This window comes from Paenibacillus sp. KACC 21273 (genome assembly GCF_028736095.1).
GTDB lineage: Bacteria > Bacillota > Bacilli > Paenibacillales > Paenibacillaceae > Saccharibacillus > Saccharibacillus kyungheensis.
On the sequence record NZ_CP117876.1, the window covers coordinates 3,781,405 to 3,799,833 of the forward strand.

The window sequence follows — 18,429 nt, forward strand, 5'->3', positions numbered from 1 at the left end:
GTACAGTGTTTTACGCTTCTTGACCTACAGTTTCGTCTGTAATACCAAGTTCTTCTTTAACCCAATCGTAACCTTCTGCTTCAAGACGAGCAGCTAATTCAGGGCCACCGGACTTCACGATACGACCTTGCATCATTACGTGTACATAGTCAGGAGTAATATAATCAAGTAGACGTTGATAGTGAGTAATGATTAAGAATCCACGATCTTCATTACGCATTTTGTTTACGCCGTTTGCTACAATTTTAAGAGCATCAATATCAAGACCAGAGTCAATTTCATCTAGGATAACTAATTTTGGCTCAAGCAATAACATTTGCAAAATTTCGTTACGTTTTTTCTCACCACCGGAGAAACCTTCGTTCAAGTAACGGTGTGCGAATTCAGCATTCATGTCTAGCTCTTTCATGCTTCCTTCCATTTGACGGATAAATTTGATCAATGAAATCTCTTTACCTTCTTCACGACGTGCATTGATCGCACTACGCAAAAAGTCAGAGTTTGTTACGCCTGTGATTTCACTTGGATATTGCATCGCCAAGAACAGACCTGCACGAGCACGCTCATCTACTTCCATTTCCAACACATCTTCACCATCTAAAGTGACTGTTCCTTCAGTTACTTCATATTTAGGATGTCCCATCAAAGCAGATGCTAGTGTACTTTTACCTGTACCGTTAGGTCCCATGATTGCGTGGATTTCTCCACCTTTCATTGAAAGGTTAATCCCTTTAAGGATTTCCTTATTGTCGATTGTTGCTTTCAAACCTTCAATGACGAAATTCGTTGCCATAATAGTTTTGACCTCCAGTGAAATAAGTAGTTTGGTTGGATCTATATCTGTCAACAGAGAGTATAGTGACACAACTTCTCTGATGTACGAAACATAAAAAGACATTTAGATAAAGTCTAAGAATAAATCTCTCTTAGAACCATTCTAAACTGATTCTCAACGATTCTCAAGTTATTTTATAATAAATTTGAAGTAGTCGCAATGAAACGCGTAATCTTACACCATGCAAAAAAGACCTGACCGATCACTCAGTCAAGCCTTGTAGAATGTCCCGCCTGTTGCAAAGCTTGCAAAATGACAGTTCTCATTCGCTCAAACTCCGCAGCGTCCAGCACCGGCGTCAATTCGCTCGTCACCAGACCACTTGGTATAGAAATCCATGATTTGCAGCCCAGGTACTGGTCCTGCACAGGGATCTCTATCGGTCGTTCAAGTATATATACCCGCACAATCAGTAAATGAAGCGGACTTTTTCTTTTCCAATGCAAACGTTCTTCGGCAAACGTATCTGTCCAGATATGCTGGTCCAGTAAAGCATCTAGCTGGTCTTGCTCGAATATTTCCAAATCATCGGTCACTTCTGCATACAGACGAATACCAGCTGATCTCGTATCAGGAGACCAGCCGTTAAGTGATTCGTCTACCAAATGATTATATTGAGATTTGAGCAATTCACGACGTTGGTGCTCATAAGTTGGATATAAGTAAAAGGAATGATCTTTCAATTCAAAGTGGCGTGTTTCTTCAACAATGCCACCTTTGCGCATCAAAAGTATCTGTGTTCCTTGCTCCAACGCCTGAATAACCGAAGCCCATTCTTTTAAAGCCAATACTGATTCCGCCATCCATCGTCGCCCTCACTTTCTGTAACGGTTTGTTATCACCTATTATATCGCAGATGTGAAGGACTTCAATGTAGCAGGGTGACACTTATGCAGTACATCTGAGAGGGGATTAGTTACCCAAGAAAGAACGAAGCATCCACATGTGTTTTTCAAGATCTGCTTTGAATGCAATCAACATATCTGCTGTTGGTTGATCATCAGCCTCTTCTGCCAATTCGATTGTTTCTTGGAATTGCTCATTCACTGTAGCGAAGTCTTCGATCAATGTTTGTACCATTGTACGCGCATCTTCTGTTCCGTTCGCTTCTTGAATAGTAGCTAGTTCCAAATATTCTTTTAACGTTGCAGCTGGTGAACCTTTAAGAGTCAATAGACGCTCAGCGATTTCATCCATTTTCAACGTTACTTCGTTGTACAATTCTTCGAATTTGATATGCAATGTATAGAAGTTTTCACCTTTTACATACCAGTGGAAATTATGAATTTTTACATATAATACATTCAGGTTAGCAACCTGTAAATTTAGAAGTTCTTCAACTTTTTTAGTTTGACCTTTGTTAGTTGTATTCGTCATGATTAGTTATCCCTCTTTCTTCATTTAGGTTTAAGTATGGAGACTTTCTATCCTCAGCCTCGTCTGTTTACAAATTACCCTTGTATTTCATTTACGAAACAAATAGATATTGAAAAAAGACTGTGCAAATCCTTTCTTTTCCGATATCCTATATTTTAACGTTTACTATTTAAGTGTTGGTTATGAATAAGATGTATGTTTGACGATATATAGGACAAGGAGTGTTTCTTTATATGAATCCATCATTTTCAACTTCGGATGAGAATCCAGTTAAAGCGCCATTTGAACCTCTATTATCATTGCGTTGGGATAACGATAAATTACTAATGCTTGATCAACGGTTATTGCCGGATGAAATTATAATGCTTGAATTATTTACGTCCGAGCAAGTCTTTGAATCTATTCGCTCGATGAAAGTACGCGGAGCACCTGCTATCGGTATCTCTGCGGCGTATGGCGTTGTTCTAGGCTCATGGGAATATAAAGGCGAAGATGCAGACCACTGGCTCAAACATGTGCTCAAAACGGCTGCTTATCTGGCTGAGTCTCGTCCCACTGCTGTTAACTTGTTCTGGGCTTTAGATCGTATGAACAAAAAAGCTCATCAATTAGCAGAACAAGCCAGTACAACTGCTGATCGCAATGCAGGTCTTTTAGAAGAAGCAATAGCTATTCATGTGGAAGATGAAGAAGTATGCCGGATGATTGGTGAACATGCACTGCCTTTATTTAGCGATGGTATGGGTGTATTGACGCACTGTAATGCAGGTGGACTGGCTACTGCCAAATACGGTACAGCACTTGCTCCTATGTATCTTGCTCATGAAAAAGGAATCAACTTAAAAGTCTATGCCGATGAGACTCGTCCTGTGCTTCAAGGTGCTCGTCTAACAGCATTTGAATTGCAACAAGCAGGTATTGATGTTACGCTTCTCTGTGACAATATGGCAGGTATGGTGATGTCTAAAGGTTGGATTCAAGCGGTTATCGTAGGTGCAGACCGTGTAGCTGCTAATGGTGATGTAGCGAATAAGATCGGTACGTATAGTGTTGCTGTTTTGGCGAAAGCACACAATATTCCATTCTATGTAGCTTGCCCTTTATCTACTATTGACCTATCAACTGCCAGCGGTGCTGAAATTCCGATTGAAGAACGTTCTGCGGAAGAAGTAACTGAAGGATTTGGCAAGCGTACTGCTCCACAAGATATCAAAGTGTTTAACCCGGCATTTGATGTAACACCTAACGAATACGTAACTGCAATTATCACTGAAAAAGGTATTGTTTATCCTTCGTATGAAGAAGGTCTAAGAAATATATTTGAAGTGTAATCCATACTCATATTATGTCCGTATAATGTGATATCTGCTTTGCATCACGTATGATTTTGTTGAGCCGACCGGGTCCGATAGGATACCGGTCTTTTTGCCCCGAAATACAATATATTTTTGTAACATATTTCGACAACCCATCCGATAAAAGGTATAGATAAGGCTTACATTTCTATGGTTCATATGTGTTTGCTTGTTGATACAATAATAATAGGTTCCGAAGTATTTACACATGATATGCTTCATTTTAAAAATGCTAGGTTATAATGAATTGTAAAAAAATTTTAATATTCTGATAGGATAAGTGAGATGGGAGAATCATGGATAAAAAGCCAACTAACGACGAAGCCGAATTTTTATTTAACGTTGACCTGATGATCTCTGGTCGAAACAACGCTGTTGCTCTTCAAAAACTGCTTGAAATTCTCAATAATCACGAAGAATTGGCGGATTTTAGAGTCGTTTCTGGCATCAAACTTGGACAAAAGATTGAAAGTTCTTTGAAAGATAAAACTAAACAACAAACGCCTTTAGATATCTCAAGTATATCTGAAAGCAAACAAACGATTACAGCTCAAACCGCGTCACTGGTCAAAAAACTTGAAAAACAAAAACAAGAAGCGAAATCAGCGGCTATCTTGCATGAAAAAATTGAAAACGATATGAACAGCTGGTTAGCTCTTTACATCAAAGATAATACATTGGTACGCTTAACGATTAACAATCGTGGTGATCGTTTCTCGATACCTTGTCGTATCTTAAATTTTGATAATGAAAATCAAACGATTAGTGTATATCATGTAGATGAAAAACAAGTGTATACTTTCAAATTGAATGAGATTGATGATTTTCAACATACTTAAATCGTTTTCTTGCACATGTATTCTTTTGGTAAAGACAATGATCAAAAAAAAGCGTTCTTCTCTTTTACAGAGAAGAACGCTTTTTTTGATTACTTTATGATTTGACTATCTTACGATTAGAAGTAATTATTTGAAGCAAATGCTAGTATCTATACCTTTTACGCACGTTTGCCGTATTTAGCACCGACTAGCGCTAGCATGAACCAACCGGCGATAAAACATAATCCACCTATAGGTGTAATCGCCCCTAACACTTTGATTCCAGTGATACTCAATACATATAGACTGCCTGAGAAAATAATAACACCGACCGTAAACAATCGACCTGCCCAGCGTAATAGACTCGATTCACCAATCACTCCTGCTAAAATAGCGACCAGAATAATCGCTAATGTATGTACAAAGTGATATTCTACCCCTGTTTTGAATGTCTGCATTAATTGTGCGCCAATAATAGGTTCTAATAAATGAGCACCAAAAGCGCCGATCCCTACTCCAATCATTCCTAGAATAGAGCCGATAATTAAATATGTGCGTTGCATGAATATGCCTCCTGCTAATCTGTTTATTTTGATTATACCTTACTCAAATACTTGCATTTGTGAGGAAATTATGAAAAAGTAACGGTACATACATATACTGTAAAGGAGATTACATTTATGGACCCTTATGATCCAAAACGCAATTCATCATTTCCTAACTTGAAAAAAGATACGGATACGAATTCTGATCCAGCTCAAGATAATGAATTTAGAGATCCATTAGTATCAGAGCCTGTTAGAGAAGATTATGCTTCAACTACCGCTCCACCGCACTATCCTGATTATAACCAGTATAACGTGAATGATCCATATGCGTTGCCACCCGGTCAAAAATGGCCTCATTCCAAATTAGGCGTAGCTTCTTTTGTGATTGGACTATCTACGATTGTGATCAATATTATTTTGGTAGTTATTGCTGTCATTATGGTTGCTTCTGCTGTTGGAAGTACAGGGACTTCTTTGGAAATGTTAGATGAAGAAAATATTACCGCATGGATGTCTGGCATGTTAGGCGGACTGGTTGTACTTATTTTGATCTGGGGATTTATGATCTTTGCTAACTTTACCGGGCTTGTATTAGGTATTGTTGGTTGTTGCATCAAGCAACGTCGCAAAATTTTTGCAATCCTTGGCGTAGTGTTAAATGCTCTTCCAGCCGCATTCCTATTACTTTCGTTGCTTCTTGGTATCTTTTCAGAAGGTAATTATTAAAAGCGGTGTGTGATTAGAGTAAGTGATCAGTACTATTAGTAGCAGGTAGTAACTTCTATTCTTGTGGATAGCAGTCACTATCTGCTTTTTTGTATACTGTGAATCATGATATACTATTAGAATGTATGCTTATAGGTATATAGAATAATTGGATTCGATTGAAAGACAGGAGATTATTATGACATCTATTCGTATGTTTGTAGATAGTACTTGCGATTTGCCGAAAACATGGTTACAGGAAAATCAGATCGGTGTCGTACCTTTATATGTGAATTTTAATGATGAAGTATACAGAGATGGTATAGATATCACCCCAGCCGAATTGTATGAAAAAGTAAAACAGACCGGACAAACACCCAAAACGTCTGCACCTTCCCCGGCTGATTTTATTCAAGCGTTTCAGCCTGTTATTGACAATGGTGACACGATTATTTATATTAGTCTGTCCTCTGCGCTCTCTTCTACGTATGCGAATGCACATCTTGCCGCAAATACATTTCCCGCAGGTGCGGTCACTATCGTTGATTCTTTAAATTTATCCAGCTCGATCGGCTTATTAGTTATGAAAGCTGTTCAAGCGATCCATCAACAGCAATCGGTTACAGAGATCGTACAGTTACTTGAATACATGCGTTCACAAATAGAGACCGAGTTCGCTATCGACTCTTTAGAATATTTGTACAAAGGTGGACGCTGTTCTGGAATGCAAAACTTGATTGGTAGCTTGCTCAAAATTCGTCCGGTTATTCAAGTGACTACACAGGGTACACTTGTGCCAGCTTATAAAATACGAGGCAAGCGTGAAAAAGCAGTCGAACAACTTCTTCGCAATACACTGGCTCATCGACATGCTATCGATCAAGATGTTATTTTTGTAGTTCACTCATTTGCAGAAGCAGAAGCAAGACATATGCAAGCTGTATTGCGTGAACAAACCGATGCTCGTCAAGTTATGATTACTGAAGCTGGATGTGTGATTTCCAGTCATTGTGGCCCTCAGACTATCGCTATTATGTATGCTAGAAAAATGGATTGATTCAGTACTAGACGCTAACTGTTCATTAGTTATATGCAAAAAACCTGTTAAGAAGCATCGTTGATGGTATGCCTCTTAACAGGTTTATTTATATTTAATTCAGTTGTAATGGAATACTAAAATAGAATGTAGATCCATGATGTTCTTGACTTTCGACTCCAATCGTTCCATTCATCAGCTCGATCAGATTTTTGCAAATAAACAATCCTAGTCCTGTTCCTCCATAACGCCGATTCATAACCGGATGTACCTGCGAGAATGAATGAAATAATTCATTTAATTTATCTGCTGGTATGCCTATGCCTGTATCCGTAATGCGGAAGTGCAACATCATTCCATCATCTTGCGACATATAAGAAATGCCAGCGCTAATCCGAATATTTCCTTTTTCTGTAAACTTAATCGCATTACCGATAATATTGACCAGTACCTGCTTAATGCGAGGCATATCGCCGCGAGCGAGTTTGGGAACTTCCTGCTCTATATTTTTTTCGAATCGCAGATGTTTACTTTGGGCTGTAGGTAAAAACCATTGATAAACTTCATTGATTAACTCATGAAGATCGAATACATTTTGTTCCAGTTCTACATTTCCATTTTCCAGTCGATGCACATCCATAATATCATTAATAATCTGCATCAATTCATTACCACTCTGGCGAATAATATGAATATAACTGGCTTGTTCTTCATTGAGATCAAGATCAAGCATCAATTCAGCCATACCGACAATCCCGTTCATCGGTGTACGAATCTCATGGCTCATCATCGAAATAAATTGTGACTTCGCATAAGCAACCCGCTCTGCCGATTCTTTTGCTTCGATAATTGCTTTCTCATTCGTGCGATCGCTAAACACAACCACTACACCTATAATCTGATCTCGATCTCGCAACGCATTGGTCTGATAAGAAGCAAAAAAGCTAGAACCATCGCGGCGAAAAAACACATCTTCTGTTACCCGTCTTGAAATGCTGTCTTGCATCGTTAACTCTACTGGATGATGGGCAAGAGCATACGGCTCTCCATCTGCTCTGGTATGCATTAACACATCGTGTACAGGCGATCCTATAAATTCTTCTTTGGACACGCCTAACATAGAAGATGCTGCTGCATTCAAAAAGATACCATTACCTTCAGTATCTACTCCATAAATGCCCTCTGAGACAGAACTCAAAATTAAATTGTACTCATCACTGATCTTTTTAATCTGTTCGACATACTTTTTGCTTTCTGTAATATCTGTCGCTATTCCGAATACACCTGTAATCTCGCCACTTACGATAATAGGTACATTTGTAATATTCACTTCTATTTGATGACCGGTATGATGTACTAAAGTCGTCTCGTAATTTTGTGGTAATCCCATTTTGGCTTTGTTGAAATGATCTAATGCTTGCTCACGTAGATCAGAATGAATCAACTCGGCAAAGTAGATATTTTTTAGTTCTGTGCGATCATATCCACTTTGAATTTCGGCAACAGGATTAAGATTAAATAAACGACCTTGTAGATCAAATGTATAGACACCCGAAGGATTGTATTCGACAAGTGATTTGTAACGCTGTTCGCTTTCTTGTAGACGCTGTTCAGCTAATTTCCGATCGGTTACATCTCTGGATACAGCGATCACTGTGCCCTTGATTCCTTCAACCTGACTAGGAGTGTACGTTGCTGTACTCTCTAACCAGATATAATGACCTGCTTTGTGTTGAAAACGATAATGTACCGTCTGTTGCTCATTGTGCTCTGTGACCGTTGTAATCCCGTTGATATAATCGCGTACATTTTGAAAATCTTCAGGATGATAAAAAAGATAAGCACTTTTGCCGATCAGTTCTTCGCCTGTATAACCAAGTAACTTTTTCACAGAAGCAGATGTATATACAAAACTCAAATGTTCGTCTGCGGTATGCGAAGAAATCAAGTCCAATGTATTATTGGACAGCATACGATATTGCCGTTCACTTTCACGAATCAGATCTTCCATTAGACGACTTTCTGTTATGTCTTGAATAGTACCTACGATTTGGCGTGTACCATCTTGATCATCGGTCACCAGAGTTCCCTGAATATTCACTGTTTTGATCTGATTAGTGCGATCGACCAGTCTACATTCGATATTGATATGTTCTTGAGCAACCGATTGCCGAAAAGCAGTCCGTACTTTATCACGATCATCATAATGTACCATTGCCAAAAAATGACGATATAACAATTTAGCAGATGGAGATTCTAATCCTAAAATAGCTAGAAATTGCTCTGAACAGATTAATTCCTGTGTGTCCAAATTCCAATCCCAGTATCCAAAGCCTGCGATACTTTGTGCCAGCGCTAATCGTTCTTCACTTTTGCGAAGTTCTTCTTCCGATTGCTTACGGGCAGTAATATCGCGTCCTATCCCCATATATTGACATATTTCTCCATGCTCATCTGTAATCGCTTTGACTGTAAGTTCGATCCATTTATACGTTTTGTCTTTGCATATACAACGAATCTCAACCGCTTTGCGAGATTGAAATGGAGGTTCTAACTGCAAAATATCTTCTGGATAGATTAAATCGGTAGATAACATTTGTATTAATTCTGAAGGTAAATACCCTAGAATCTTTTCTACAGAGGGTGAAATATATGTAATTCTACCTTCTGCATCCGAGCAAGTAATCAAATCATCTGCATTTTCAGAAATTAATCGATACATCCGTTCAGCTTCTTTGAACTTTTGTTCGATATTGTTGCGTGAAGTAATATCTTTGGCAATTCCATAAATCCCTACAATTTCTTCCTGAATTACGATCGGTGTATATGTAACATCTAGATCAATCAAATGCCCTTCTCGATGGTAAATTTGAGTCTGAAATTGAACAGATTTGCCCTCCAATACTTCTGCAACATAGGGAGAACGTATATCAGTACGTTCTTCTCCAAAAATTCTATTGTTATCAACATGTTTTAGCATATCTATGGTATAACCTGAAATCTTCTCTACACCTGGATTGATATAAATGTAATTTCCCTTTTTGTCCATAACGTATATCGCATCAGGGTGGTATTCAAAAAGAGATCGGTACGCACCACTTTCAGATATCAGGTTTTGAAGAATTTCATGTTCATGATTGTCCAATGGTCTATCCCTCTCAATCTTTCTTATGCCCTTAATGTAAAGCAATGATGAACTGTTTGGACTGGTGATGATGGCCTACTTTACTATTAACCTATATTGGTCATGATCCTTTCAAATGTAGCGCAAAAAATTCACTTACAATTTCAAGTACATCATTTCGAGTCATAAAAGTAGTCGAAGAATGACCGACACCTTCCAAAATATATAGATCCACTTCCGCAGACATCGCTGCTAACGCATCATACAAAAACTGACTTTGACGTAGTGGTACCACTTGATCTTGATCTCCATGCATAATCAAAAACGGCGGTACTTGAGCAGGAATATGAGAAGCAAGATGATGAATCGGATTGGATTGATCTGCTGTGTCTATTTTATGTCGTAAAGGTCCACCCATCAGTAACGAGATTACAGGCAATTCGTATTCACTCTGGAAATCTGCCTGAATATCAACCGGACCTGCAAAATCGACTACCGCTTTGACATTACTGGAATAACCTTGCCATTGTCCTTGTTGATCCCATTCGGATTGGTCTCCAGTTACACCTACTAATGCAGATAAATGAGCACCTGCGGAGTGTCCCCAGATGCCGATATGTTCTGGATCGATATGATAATCAAGCGCATGAGCACGTAAAAAACGAATCGCTGTTTTGATATCTTCTAATTGCGCAGGAAAAGGAGCTTTGTTGACTGTTCGGTATTCTACACAAGCGATCACATATCCTTGACGGGCTAATTTGGAAAGAGCAGGAATATGTTTGTAAGGATCGATATCTACCCAAGCTCCACCGACCACCCAGACGATTAATGGCAACGGTAAATGAGAAACCGGACGCAAGATATTCATTTTTAATGATTGTCCATTTGCAAAACGAGCAAATTGAACGTCTGGAATCAACTGAACAAAATAACCGTCCTCGGTCTGATGAGCTAAATGTTTGATTTCTGGCACAATGTTTCCTCCTTGAAAATGATATTGTATAATTTAGACAACAGAACCATTTCTTTATATAGCAATAGAGCCAAACTCGAAAGTGGGGAGACGAGAGATTGATTACAGTGACAGGGATACATCTGCCTGATTTATTATCGTTAGAAGATATGGATAGGTTACGTAGTAAAGTATCATCTGCAAGAAAAGAAGCTTCTTTGAAATTTGTTCGACAGCAAGATGCTCAGCGTGGATTAATAGGAGAACTGCTTATTTTATATAGATTACGTACCCATTATCATTTGCAAGATGATCAGATTCAGTTAGACAAAAATAAGTATGGCAAGCCTTACTTACGCAACTATCCCCATATTCATTTTAATGTATCCCATGCAGGTAACTGGATTGTATGTGTTGATGGTGATGTTCCCGTAGGTATTGATATTGAACAGGTACGTCCGATAGATTTTGGAATAGCCAAGCGATTCTATACTCCTGATGAATATCAATTGGTATTGAATGCACCGGAAGATCGACAGCTACAGACTTTTTATGAATTATGGACATTAAAAGAAAGCTACATCAAATTTGTAGGCAAAGGGCTTTCGATTCCGTTAGATTCATTCTCTATTTTGCAAGATGATATCCAAAACTATCAAGTGACTTCTACGAAACCAATCGACACCCCAAGTTTTTTCCGTCATATTTCTATCGATTCACAGTACAAATTAGCCGTCTGTGCAGCAGAACCGTTAGGTCCTCTTCCGCTCGTGATGCTAGATTGGACTGAACTAATTCCGTAATTTTATACATATGGGAGCATTTAGTTCAAATTTAAGTTTATTTTTATGCAATTTGTATAACTATGTATTATACACTTCTATAATCATAACATCTAATTCCTATGATTTAAAAGGATCTTTGTGATATATCCTCTATAACAAAGGTCTTTTTTTTGTTTTCTATATGTAATCATTTACACTTATATTTACGTATTTATTCTTATATTGTCACTTTATGTAAAAATGATTACGCTGTATAGGTGGTTAGAAAAAAGTACCCGGGCTTTCTTTTTAACCTCATCTGCTTATTCACTTGTCGCGCTTACTATTGTCTTGCTTATGATATTGATACGATTGTATATACTCAAGGAGGAATAAGATGTATGCATAAAAAATGGAGTATAGGATTAGCTACATTATTAATGTTCTCATCAATAGCAGTCTGGAATCCTTCGGTACAAGCGGCTACAGATATAGGCAAAGAAACATTAGGAACTAAAAATGGCTGGGCAGCTTATTCTGGTGGAACTACAGGCGGTGCCAAAGCAACCACTGCGAATATATTCACTGTAACTAATCGCAAACAGTTAGTGGATGCGCTTGGAAGTGCTACTAATACTACTCCTAAAATCATTTATGTAAGCGGTACAATTAATATCAATGTAGATGATAACAACCAACCACTCGGTGCCAATGATTATAAAGACGCTGGCTATGATTTTAATGCTTATCTCAAAGCTTATGATCCGGCAACATGGGGAATGTCTAAAGTTCCTTCCGGTACACAGGAAGACGCTCGTAAAGCTTCGCAAAAAAATCAAGCTAGCCGAATAAGTATTACCATCCCTTCCAACACTACGATTGTAGGTAAAGGTACCAATGCTATCATCAATGGTGTTAATTTTCAGGTGAAAAGCGGTACAGACAATATTATTATTCGTAATATTGAATTTCAAGATGCTTATGATTATTTTCCATCATGGGACCCTACAGATGGCAGTACAGGCAATTGGAATTCTGAATATGATAGTATCACGATCAAAGGGGCTACTCATTTATGGATAGATCATTGTACATTTGACGATGGTGCTCATCCTGATAGTGGCAATGGAGAATATTATGGTCGTGAATATCAACATCATGATGGTGCTGTAGATATGAGTAATGGTGCTGATCTATTAACTCTGTCTTATAACTATTTCCATGATCATGACAAAACTACGATTATCGGTTCAAGCGATAGTACAACCAGTGATGAAGGTAAACTACGTGCTACTTTGCATCATAATTATTATAAAAATACAGTTCAACGTACCCCTCGCGTACGCTATGGACAAATTCATGTGTATAACAATTATTATCAAGGCAGTACTACAGGCGCTTATGCTACCCTGTATATCTGGGGTATTGGCAAATCTTCCAAAATCTACGCTCAAAATAATGTGATTGATGTAACAGGTCTAACCGCAGATCAAGTCGCAAGTCCGCTTAAAGGCACCGCACTGTATGATACAGGCACTTTGTTAAATGGAGTCGCTATTAATGCTGCTACCAGTGCAGGTCTGAGTACAGATGTAGGTTGGACGCCTACGTTGTATGATGCAATTGCTGCTTCTACGACTGTCAAGGCTACTGTGACTGCTCAAGCAGGCGCTGGTAAACTCTAATCTAAGTTGTATCTATCAAATAAGCCGTAGGATTCTCTTAATGATTAGAGAGTCCTACGGCTATTTATGATTTCATGTCAATAATCTGAATTATTCTATACACTTGATGATTTATTGAGAACGAATAGCAGTCATCGTCGTATGCCAGTACTCTAACTGGGCTTTGACTTGCTCATCTTGCGTCACCTTCTGCATTCGCTCTACCACATTACGTAATGTATCATATTGACTGGCTACCCACGGCTTGGTTTGAAGCAATTCACACCAGAAAGCGATCAGACGATCTGTTCGTACTGAATCAGTCTGAGCTAACTGTTCCCATAACTGTTGATCGATAATCAGCATAATTTCTATCCATTCATTAGGATGATCTAGCTTTTCTAATTGATCGAAGATTATCAATCGGTCTTCGACTGTTTTGCGTAGCTGACGATCTACGACACGCCGTTTTAATTCACGAGATTGCTCCAATACAGATACAGGCTGAATACTTTGCTTGAGCACAGTGAGCATCATTTGCAAGGCTACTTCTTCCTCACCACGCATCGTATAGAGCATTTGCGACGCGCGCTCCAAGCTAGCTATATTGTGACTTCGATTGTATTTGAGCAATAGATTACGAATAATCGTTGCTTTACGAGTTAGTTCTTTTAACGCTGGCATCAGTGTAGGATGCTGATCTACGATCGCTTGTAAGCCTGTTACATTTTGCGTCAAATACGTTAATCGTTGCTCCATCGCTTCTTTGTGTTCGTACCAGATATGGAATGCCCGAATATCGGCTTTGATATGATTATCGATAAAGTTCTGAATACTATTTTGTAAAATATCATAGATTTCCATACCATAAAAGTGGGCGCTGGCTTGCTGAATATCATTACGTCTCCAAGATGACGGGCAAGAATCTACATAGTCTTGCAACTGTTCAATCAGACCCTCTAATGTAACAACTACAGCGATCACTTTGGGAGAATGTACAGGTGCTTGCTGATAGCGAATCGTAATAAGACGCTTATGCGATTCTTGAAATGAGAAATGAGCTGCTAGCACTTCTTCGATAGGAATAGAATACTCTCCATATTGAAAATCACGATTGTATCCGCTTGCCCAGAATATACCCTGCTCCAAGTCATATCCGTGTAGCATAATATCATGAGAATAATGCTCTTCTTGATAAAAAGCAGTATGGGACAAATAAAATTCATCAATAAACATCACCAGATACTTTTCTTCATTAATAAGCTGTATCCATGTATGAATCAATTGCTCTGCATTCAGATCTGCACAATCGGTCTCATTCGTCTCCAACCAGGGGTAGTCGCTAAAGTCATGTGGATGGTAAAAATCAACCCACTGGTAATTAGGAGAACTCAACTGGATAAATTGATGATATACCCACGGCAAACACTCTTCATGAGTCATAATAACAGATAGAGCATATCCCAAGTACTGATATCCTTTAACAAAAGGTTTGGCTAAAGGCAAGATTTTCTGCGAATCAGACGGAATAGGTTGACGGGCTAACGATGCTTCGTAATGAGTATAGGAATACGTACTAGAATTCATCATGGCACCGCCGTCCATTCTGTAGAAGGTACGATATTTTGCTGTCGCAGTAACAAATCTTCAGGATCGCCTTGTTCACGAATCAAATACGATTTGCCTTTATAATACAGCACTTCAGCAGGAGTAGCATGCCCTAAAAATTGAATAGGGCTGTATGTTAATCCATACGCACCGGATTGCAGAATACATATGTAATCACCAGCATGGATAACAGGCAACTCTACATTTTTGAATAAACAATCATCCGGCGTACACAGAGGCCCTACAATACTGGTAACCTGCGTCTGCTCTGCATCTGGCGTATGATGTCTTGGAATAATTTCAATCGGATAATTGTTGCGTGGTCGTCTACCTCGAAATGTAGCTCCTGCATGATGATGCATCCCACCGTCCACAATAACAAAATGTTCGCCTTTGGATACTTTGGTATATTGCGCCTGACAGACATAGATTCCCGCAGCGGCTAATAAATAGCGACCACTTTCGATAATAAAAGAACTATGAGGCAAATGAACACTATATTCATCTATGAGCAGTGTCAGTTGTTGCATCACATATTCTATATCCAGTGGACGTTCATGAGAAAAGTAAGGAACTCCAAATCCACCACCCAGATTTACAATATCCAGTTGAACCGGATATCTAGCCTGAAGTTGGGCTGCCAAAGATAAAGTATATCTAAAATTACTCAGCAACACCTCTGCATCCATAATCTGTGTACCCGCATAGACTTGAATACCGATCACTTGAATATGTGACATCTCAGCCGCACGCTGAAATACTTGATCAAGTTGAGACTCATCAATCCCAAATGGTCGGGCTACCCCTGCCATCTGAATGGACGATCCCCCGATCCCTTCTCCATCTGGATTCACCCGGATACCGACTCTTACATGGCAATCATATTCTGTAGCAATCTGATGAATCGTTTCTAACTCTGCTAGTGATTCGATATTGATACAATAAATCTGATGCGCTATCGCTGTCCGTAATTCTTTTTCACTTTTCCCCGGGCCTGTATAAATAATCTCTTCTGGTAAATACCCTGCCGCTTCAGCCAGACGCAATTCTCCTAAAGAAGCAATCTCAATATGACAGCCCCATTCACGTAAAAGGCTAGCTAGCGCTATATTGTTATTGGCTTTTAACGCATAATGCAATTGAACTTTGGGATGTAGCATTTGTTGAAAAGAGTGAATATGATCAGCTAATTGATCTCCATTGTAATAATAAAAAGGCGTTGGATACTGCTGTAACGCTTCATATAAAGGATTATTTTCTGATAAATGACTCATCCATGTTCATCTCCTAACCATTTGGCATTACACATGCAACCACGTTCAACGAGAAAAAGATTTTGATAAGAAAAAGATGTTTGCTAAGCCACATATCTGTACGGATAACTCAAGATATAACACTTTTGGATTTGGCAGTCGCATGAATATGAGATAGCAGGTGGATACGTTCTACCGATTCATCCAACGAATGATGATTGGACGGATGATGAACCGTATCACGAAAAAAGCGTAATTGATTTACATAATAATTCATTGGCTCAAAGGTATGATAACGAACTTCACCTGTTTCTTGCCCATTTTCCAGCAAAGCAATCTTTAACTTCAATTTATAAAAGCCTAGATTACAGCGGAAAAAGTCATTAATCGTTATCGTTGCGTGTTCAAGGTAAACAATATGACGGCTACTATACGGCTTCTCAAATGAGAATATCGCTTCTGCTGTTACTCCATGAGCAAGTCTGGCTTGCGCTTCAAATGTCCAATCGCATCTATTCGGCCCATCAAATAGAGAATGTCCATCAAACTCACCATGTTGTATACCAATCACCTGTTGTAAAAATTGGAGCCAATAACAACCCAAATCCCAAAAACATCCTCCACCTTGCTCTGGATGGCTTCGGTAATTATCCTGATGATTGTCTTTGGCAGGTATCGTAAGCTGGGTCACTGTACTTATCAAGTCTCCATATTCACCAGACTGAATCAACTCACGCAATGTATGTTGCCACGGATGATGTGCTACCATAATCCCTTCGATCAATTGCAATCCATAATGCTGTGCCGCGGCACCCATCATCGGCAATTCTTCTGGATATAAACAAAGTGGTTTTTCGACCAGTACGTGTTTGCCTGCGGATAATGCTTTGCGAATCCATGTTGCATGCAGTTCATTACTCAGCCCTATATAGACAGCATCCAGTTGAGGATCAGCTAACAATTCGTCCAAACTGTTATAAATCGTTGCAATTCCATAATGTTCTGCTAGCGATTCAGCTTTGGATAAAGTGCGATTAGCAACACCTACAATTTCCAGTCCATCGACATAAGGTGCAGGATCAAGAACAGCACGTGGCACAATTCCTGAACAGCCTAGAATACCTAATTTGACAGTTGATTCTGGATGGTGACTCACTTGAGCCGAAAGAATATGTTCATCTGCGTCTGTGGTGGATTGCCTGATACTCATTTCCGAAGATTTCATCATAATGTACCTTTAGCCATCGTAGGATGAAGAAGCTGCATATGACGTTGAATATACTCATCTGCGTACGCTGGAAATTGTTGACGGGCTTGTAGTAACTGCTGATGCATCTGTTCCAAAATATCGGTACCTCCACCATATTCACTCATCCAGCGTTCGTAAGATAATCCAAATCCGTATTTTTCCCATTGAGCTGCATTCTGAGCTTCATGTTCACCAAAAGGATCTAAAAAGATAATCGGCGTACTGAGTGCAAAAGAATCTGCTAATGTCCCTCCACCGGGCTTGCTCACGATCGCTTGTACATTGCGTTCAATCTCGCACAAAATATGATACTCTGCTCGTGATTCATACTGAACAGACTGATCTGCTTGCACTTCTCCTAATGGCGGAAAGGTATGCTTACCCTGTTCATTTTGTTGCCATGTACGCCATTCTGGATTCATTCGATAATAGCGTTGCCCTTGTTCTGAAGTGCCTCGTTCATCTTGATCATATAGAATAATATCCAGTCCATAGCCTACTTGTTCTAATTCGGCAATACGTTCACGATACGTCCCCATTCCCCAGCCACCGCCATGTACCAACAGTCGATGTTGCCTTTGACTATACGGAATCACAGGGTCTGACAAAGGGATATCGATATATGTGTACATCTCTTGTTCTCCATGACCAAATAGCCAGACTTCATGATAACTCTCATGTAGCTGACCTAATCGTTTGCGTACACTTTTCCAGGAAGGAGAATCGACCACATCCAGATACAATAAATCCACATGGATATTGGCTTCACCTACCTGCTCCCGATAGCGATCTAAAATGTATATCCAGTGCCCTGATAAACAAATAAAATGTTGCCTTCCTTCGGATTCCCACTGCTGTAACAATGTTGCAATCTGTTCATCATCCATACTTTTGCGGATATCTTGTGGAATTCGCTGAGACATCAATGCAACTGAAAAATCAGCATGATATGCTTGCCGGCTTTTATCTACTTTTTGCAATTGATCGGATTGCATAACATTTTCAAATACAAGAACGTCTGTCGGAATACCCATACGCTTCAAGCTTGCTTCTACAAGTAGACCGGGTGTATAAAAGCCTAATCCAAAACCAGAACACAATATCGTTACAGTCATGATCATCAAATCCTTCCATGATA

At 39.2% G+C, this 18,429-nt stretch carries 16 protein-coding genes; 6 read left to right on the forward strand and 10 right to left on the reverse strand.

The genetic code is table 11. The features are described 5' to 3' along the window. Positions 1 to 10: 10 nt before the first annotated feature. The 3 genes from sufC to PQ460_RS16595 form a co-directional block, all read right to left on the reverse strand. Complete coding sequence (sufC, locus tag PQ460_RS16585; RefSeq protein ID WP_069326962.1) at positions 11 to 793, reverse strand: Fe-S cluster assembly ATPase SufC; 783 nt, start codon at positions 791 to 793, stop codon at positions 11 to 13. A gap of 248 nt (positions 794 to 1,041) precedes the next feature. Beyond that, complete coding sequence (locus tag PQ460_RS16590) at positions 1,042 to 1,638, reverse strand: DUF1802 family protein (RefSeq protein ID WP_274170494.1); 597 nt, start codon at positions 1,636 to 1,638, stop codon at positions 1,042 to 1,044. 109 nt (positions 1,639 to 1,747) lie between these two features. Next, positions 1,748 to 2,212, reverse strand: a complete 465-nt coding sequence (locus PQ460_RS16595) for a Dps family protein (protein ID WP_204824853.1) — start codon at positions 2,210 to 2,212, stop codon at positions 1,748 to 1,750. 233 nt (positions 2,213 to 2,445) lie between these two features. On the opposite strand from PQ460_RS16595, the gene mtnA reads away from it, so the two are divergent. Continuing rightward, the gene (mtnA, locus tag PQ460_RS16600; RefSeq protein WP_274170495.1) at positions 2,446 to 3,543 is read left to right on the forward strand and encodes an S-methyl-5-thioribose-1-phosphate isomerase; all 1,098 of its coding nucleotides are present in this window, start codon (positions 2,446 to 2,448) and stop codon (positions 3,541 to 3,543) included. Positions 3,544 to 3,863: 320 nt separating this feature from the next. Further along, entirely contained in the window at positions 3,864 to 4,406 is a 543-nt protein-coding gene (locus PQ460_RS16605) for a hypothetical protein (RefSeq protein ID WP_274170496.1), read from the forward strand. Positions 4,407 to 4,564: 158 nt separating this feature from the next. Here PQ460_RS16605 and PQ460_RS16610 read toward each other — a convergent pair whose 3' ends face one another. Next, positions 4,565 to 4,948, reverse strand: coding sequence for a DUF423 domain-containing protein (locus tag PQ460_RS16610; RefSeq protein WP_274170497.1), 384 nt, complete (start codon positions 4,946 to 4,948; stop codon positions 4,565 to 4,567). Positions 4,949 to 5,065: 117 nt separating this feature from the next. On the opposite strand from PQ460_RS16610, the gene PQ460_RS16615 reads away from it, so the two are divergent. Then, entirely contained in the window at positions 5,066 to 5,659 is a 594-nt protein-coding gene (locus PQ460_RS16615; RefSeq protein ID WP_274170498.1) for a hypothetical protein, read from the forward strand. A gap of 178 nt (positions 5,660 to 5,837) precedes the next feature. After that, entirely contained in the window at positions 5,838 to 6,695 is an 858-nt protein-coding gene (locus tag PQ460_RS16620; RefSeq protein ID WP_273615505.1) for a DegV family protein, read from the forward strand. 94 nt (positions 6,696 to 6,789) lie between these two features. Here the strand turns inward: PQ460_RS16620 and PQ460_RS16625 are convergent, their stop codons facing one another. Then, entirely contained in the window at positions 6,790 to 9,723 is a 2,934-nt protein-coding gene (locus PQ460_RS16625) for a PAS domain S-box protein (protein ID WP_274170499.1), read from the reverse strand. Between the two features lie 196 nt (positions 9,724 to 9,919). After that, positions 9,920 to 10,774 carry an alpha/beta hydrolase gene (locus PQ460_RS16630; protein ID WP_274170500.1) on the reverse strand — a complete coding sequence of 285 codons (855 nt, stop codon included), beginning with the start codon at positions 10,772 to 10,774 and terminating at the stop codon, positions 9,920 to 9,922. Between the two features lie 107 nt (positions 10,775 to 10,881). Between PQ460_RS16630 and PQ460_RS16635 the strand changes: the two genes are divergently transcribed. Then, on the forward strand, positions 10,882 to 11,556 hold the full coding sequence (locus tag PQ460_RS16635; protein ID WP_274172949.1) for a 4'-phosphopantetheinyl transferase family protein: 675 nt from the start codon (positions 10,882 to 10,884) through the stop codon (positions 11,554 to 11,556). A gap of 401 nt (positions 11,557 to 11,957) precedes the next feature. Beyond that, positions 11,958 to 13,202, forward strand: coding sequence for a pectate lyase family protein (locus tag PQ460_RS16640; RefSeq protein WP_274172950.1), 1,245 nt, complete (start codon positions 11,958 to 11,960; stop codon positions 13,200 to 13,202). A 111-nt stretch (positions 13,203 to 13,313) separates the two neighbouring features. Here the strand turns inward: PQ460_RS16640 and PQ460_RS16645 are convergent, their stop codons facing one another. The 4 genes from PQ460_RS16645 to PQ460_RS16660 form a co-directional block, all read right to left on the reverse strand. Then, entirely contained in the window at positions 13,314 to 14,771 is a 1,458-nt protein-coding gene (locus PQ460_RS16645; protein ID WP_274170501.1) for a hypothetical protein, read from the reverse strand. Then, complete coding sequence (locus PQ460_RS16650) at positions 14,768 to 16,063, reverse strand: type III PLP-dependent enzyme (protein WP_274170502.1); 1,296 nt, start codon at positions 16,061 to 16,063, stop codon at positions 14,768 to 14,770. The genes PQ460_RS16645 and PQ460_RS16650 overlap by 4 nt, the downstream gene beginning before the upstream one ends. Before the next feature lie 109 nt (positions 16,064 to 16,172). Beyond that, positions 16,173 to 17,252: a Gfo/Idh/MocA family protein gene (locus PQ460_RS16655; RefSeq protein ID WP_274170503.1), complete on the reverse strand. Its 1,080-nt coding sequence runs from the start codon at positions 17,250 to 17,252 to the stop codon at positions 16,173 to 16,175. Positions 17,253 to 17,266: 14 nt separating this feature from the next. Next, positions 17,267 to 18,406: a UDP-glucuronosyltransferase gene (locus tag PQ460_RS16660; protein ID WP_273615499.1), complete on the reverse strand. Its 1,140-nt coding sequence runs from the start codon at positions 18,404 to 18,406 to the stop codon at positions 17,267 to 17,269. Positions 18,407 to 18,429: the final 23 nt, after the last annotated feature.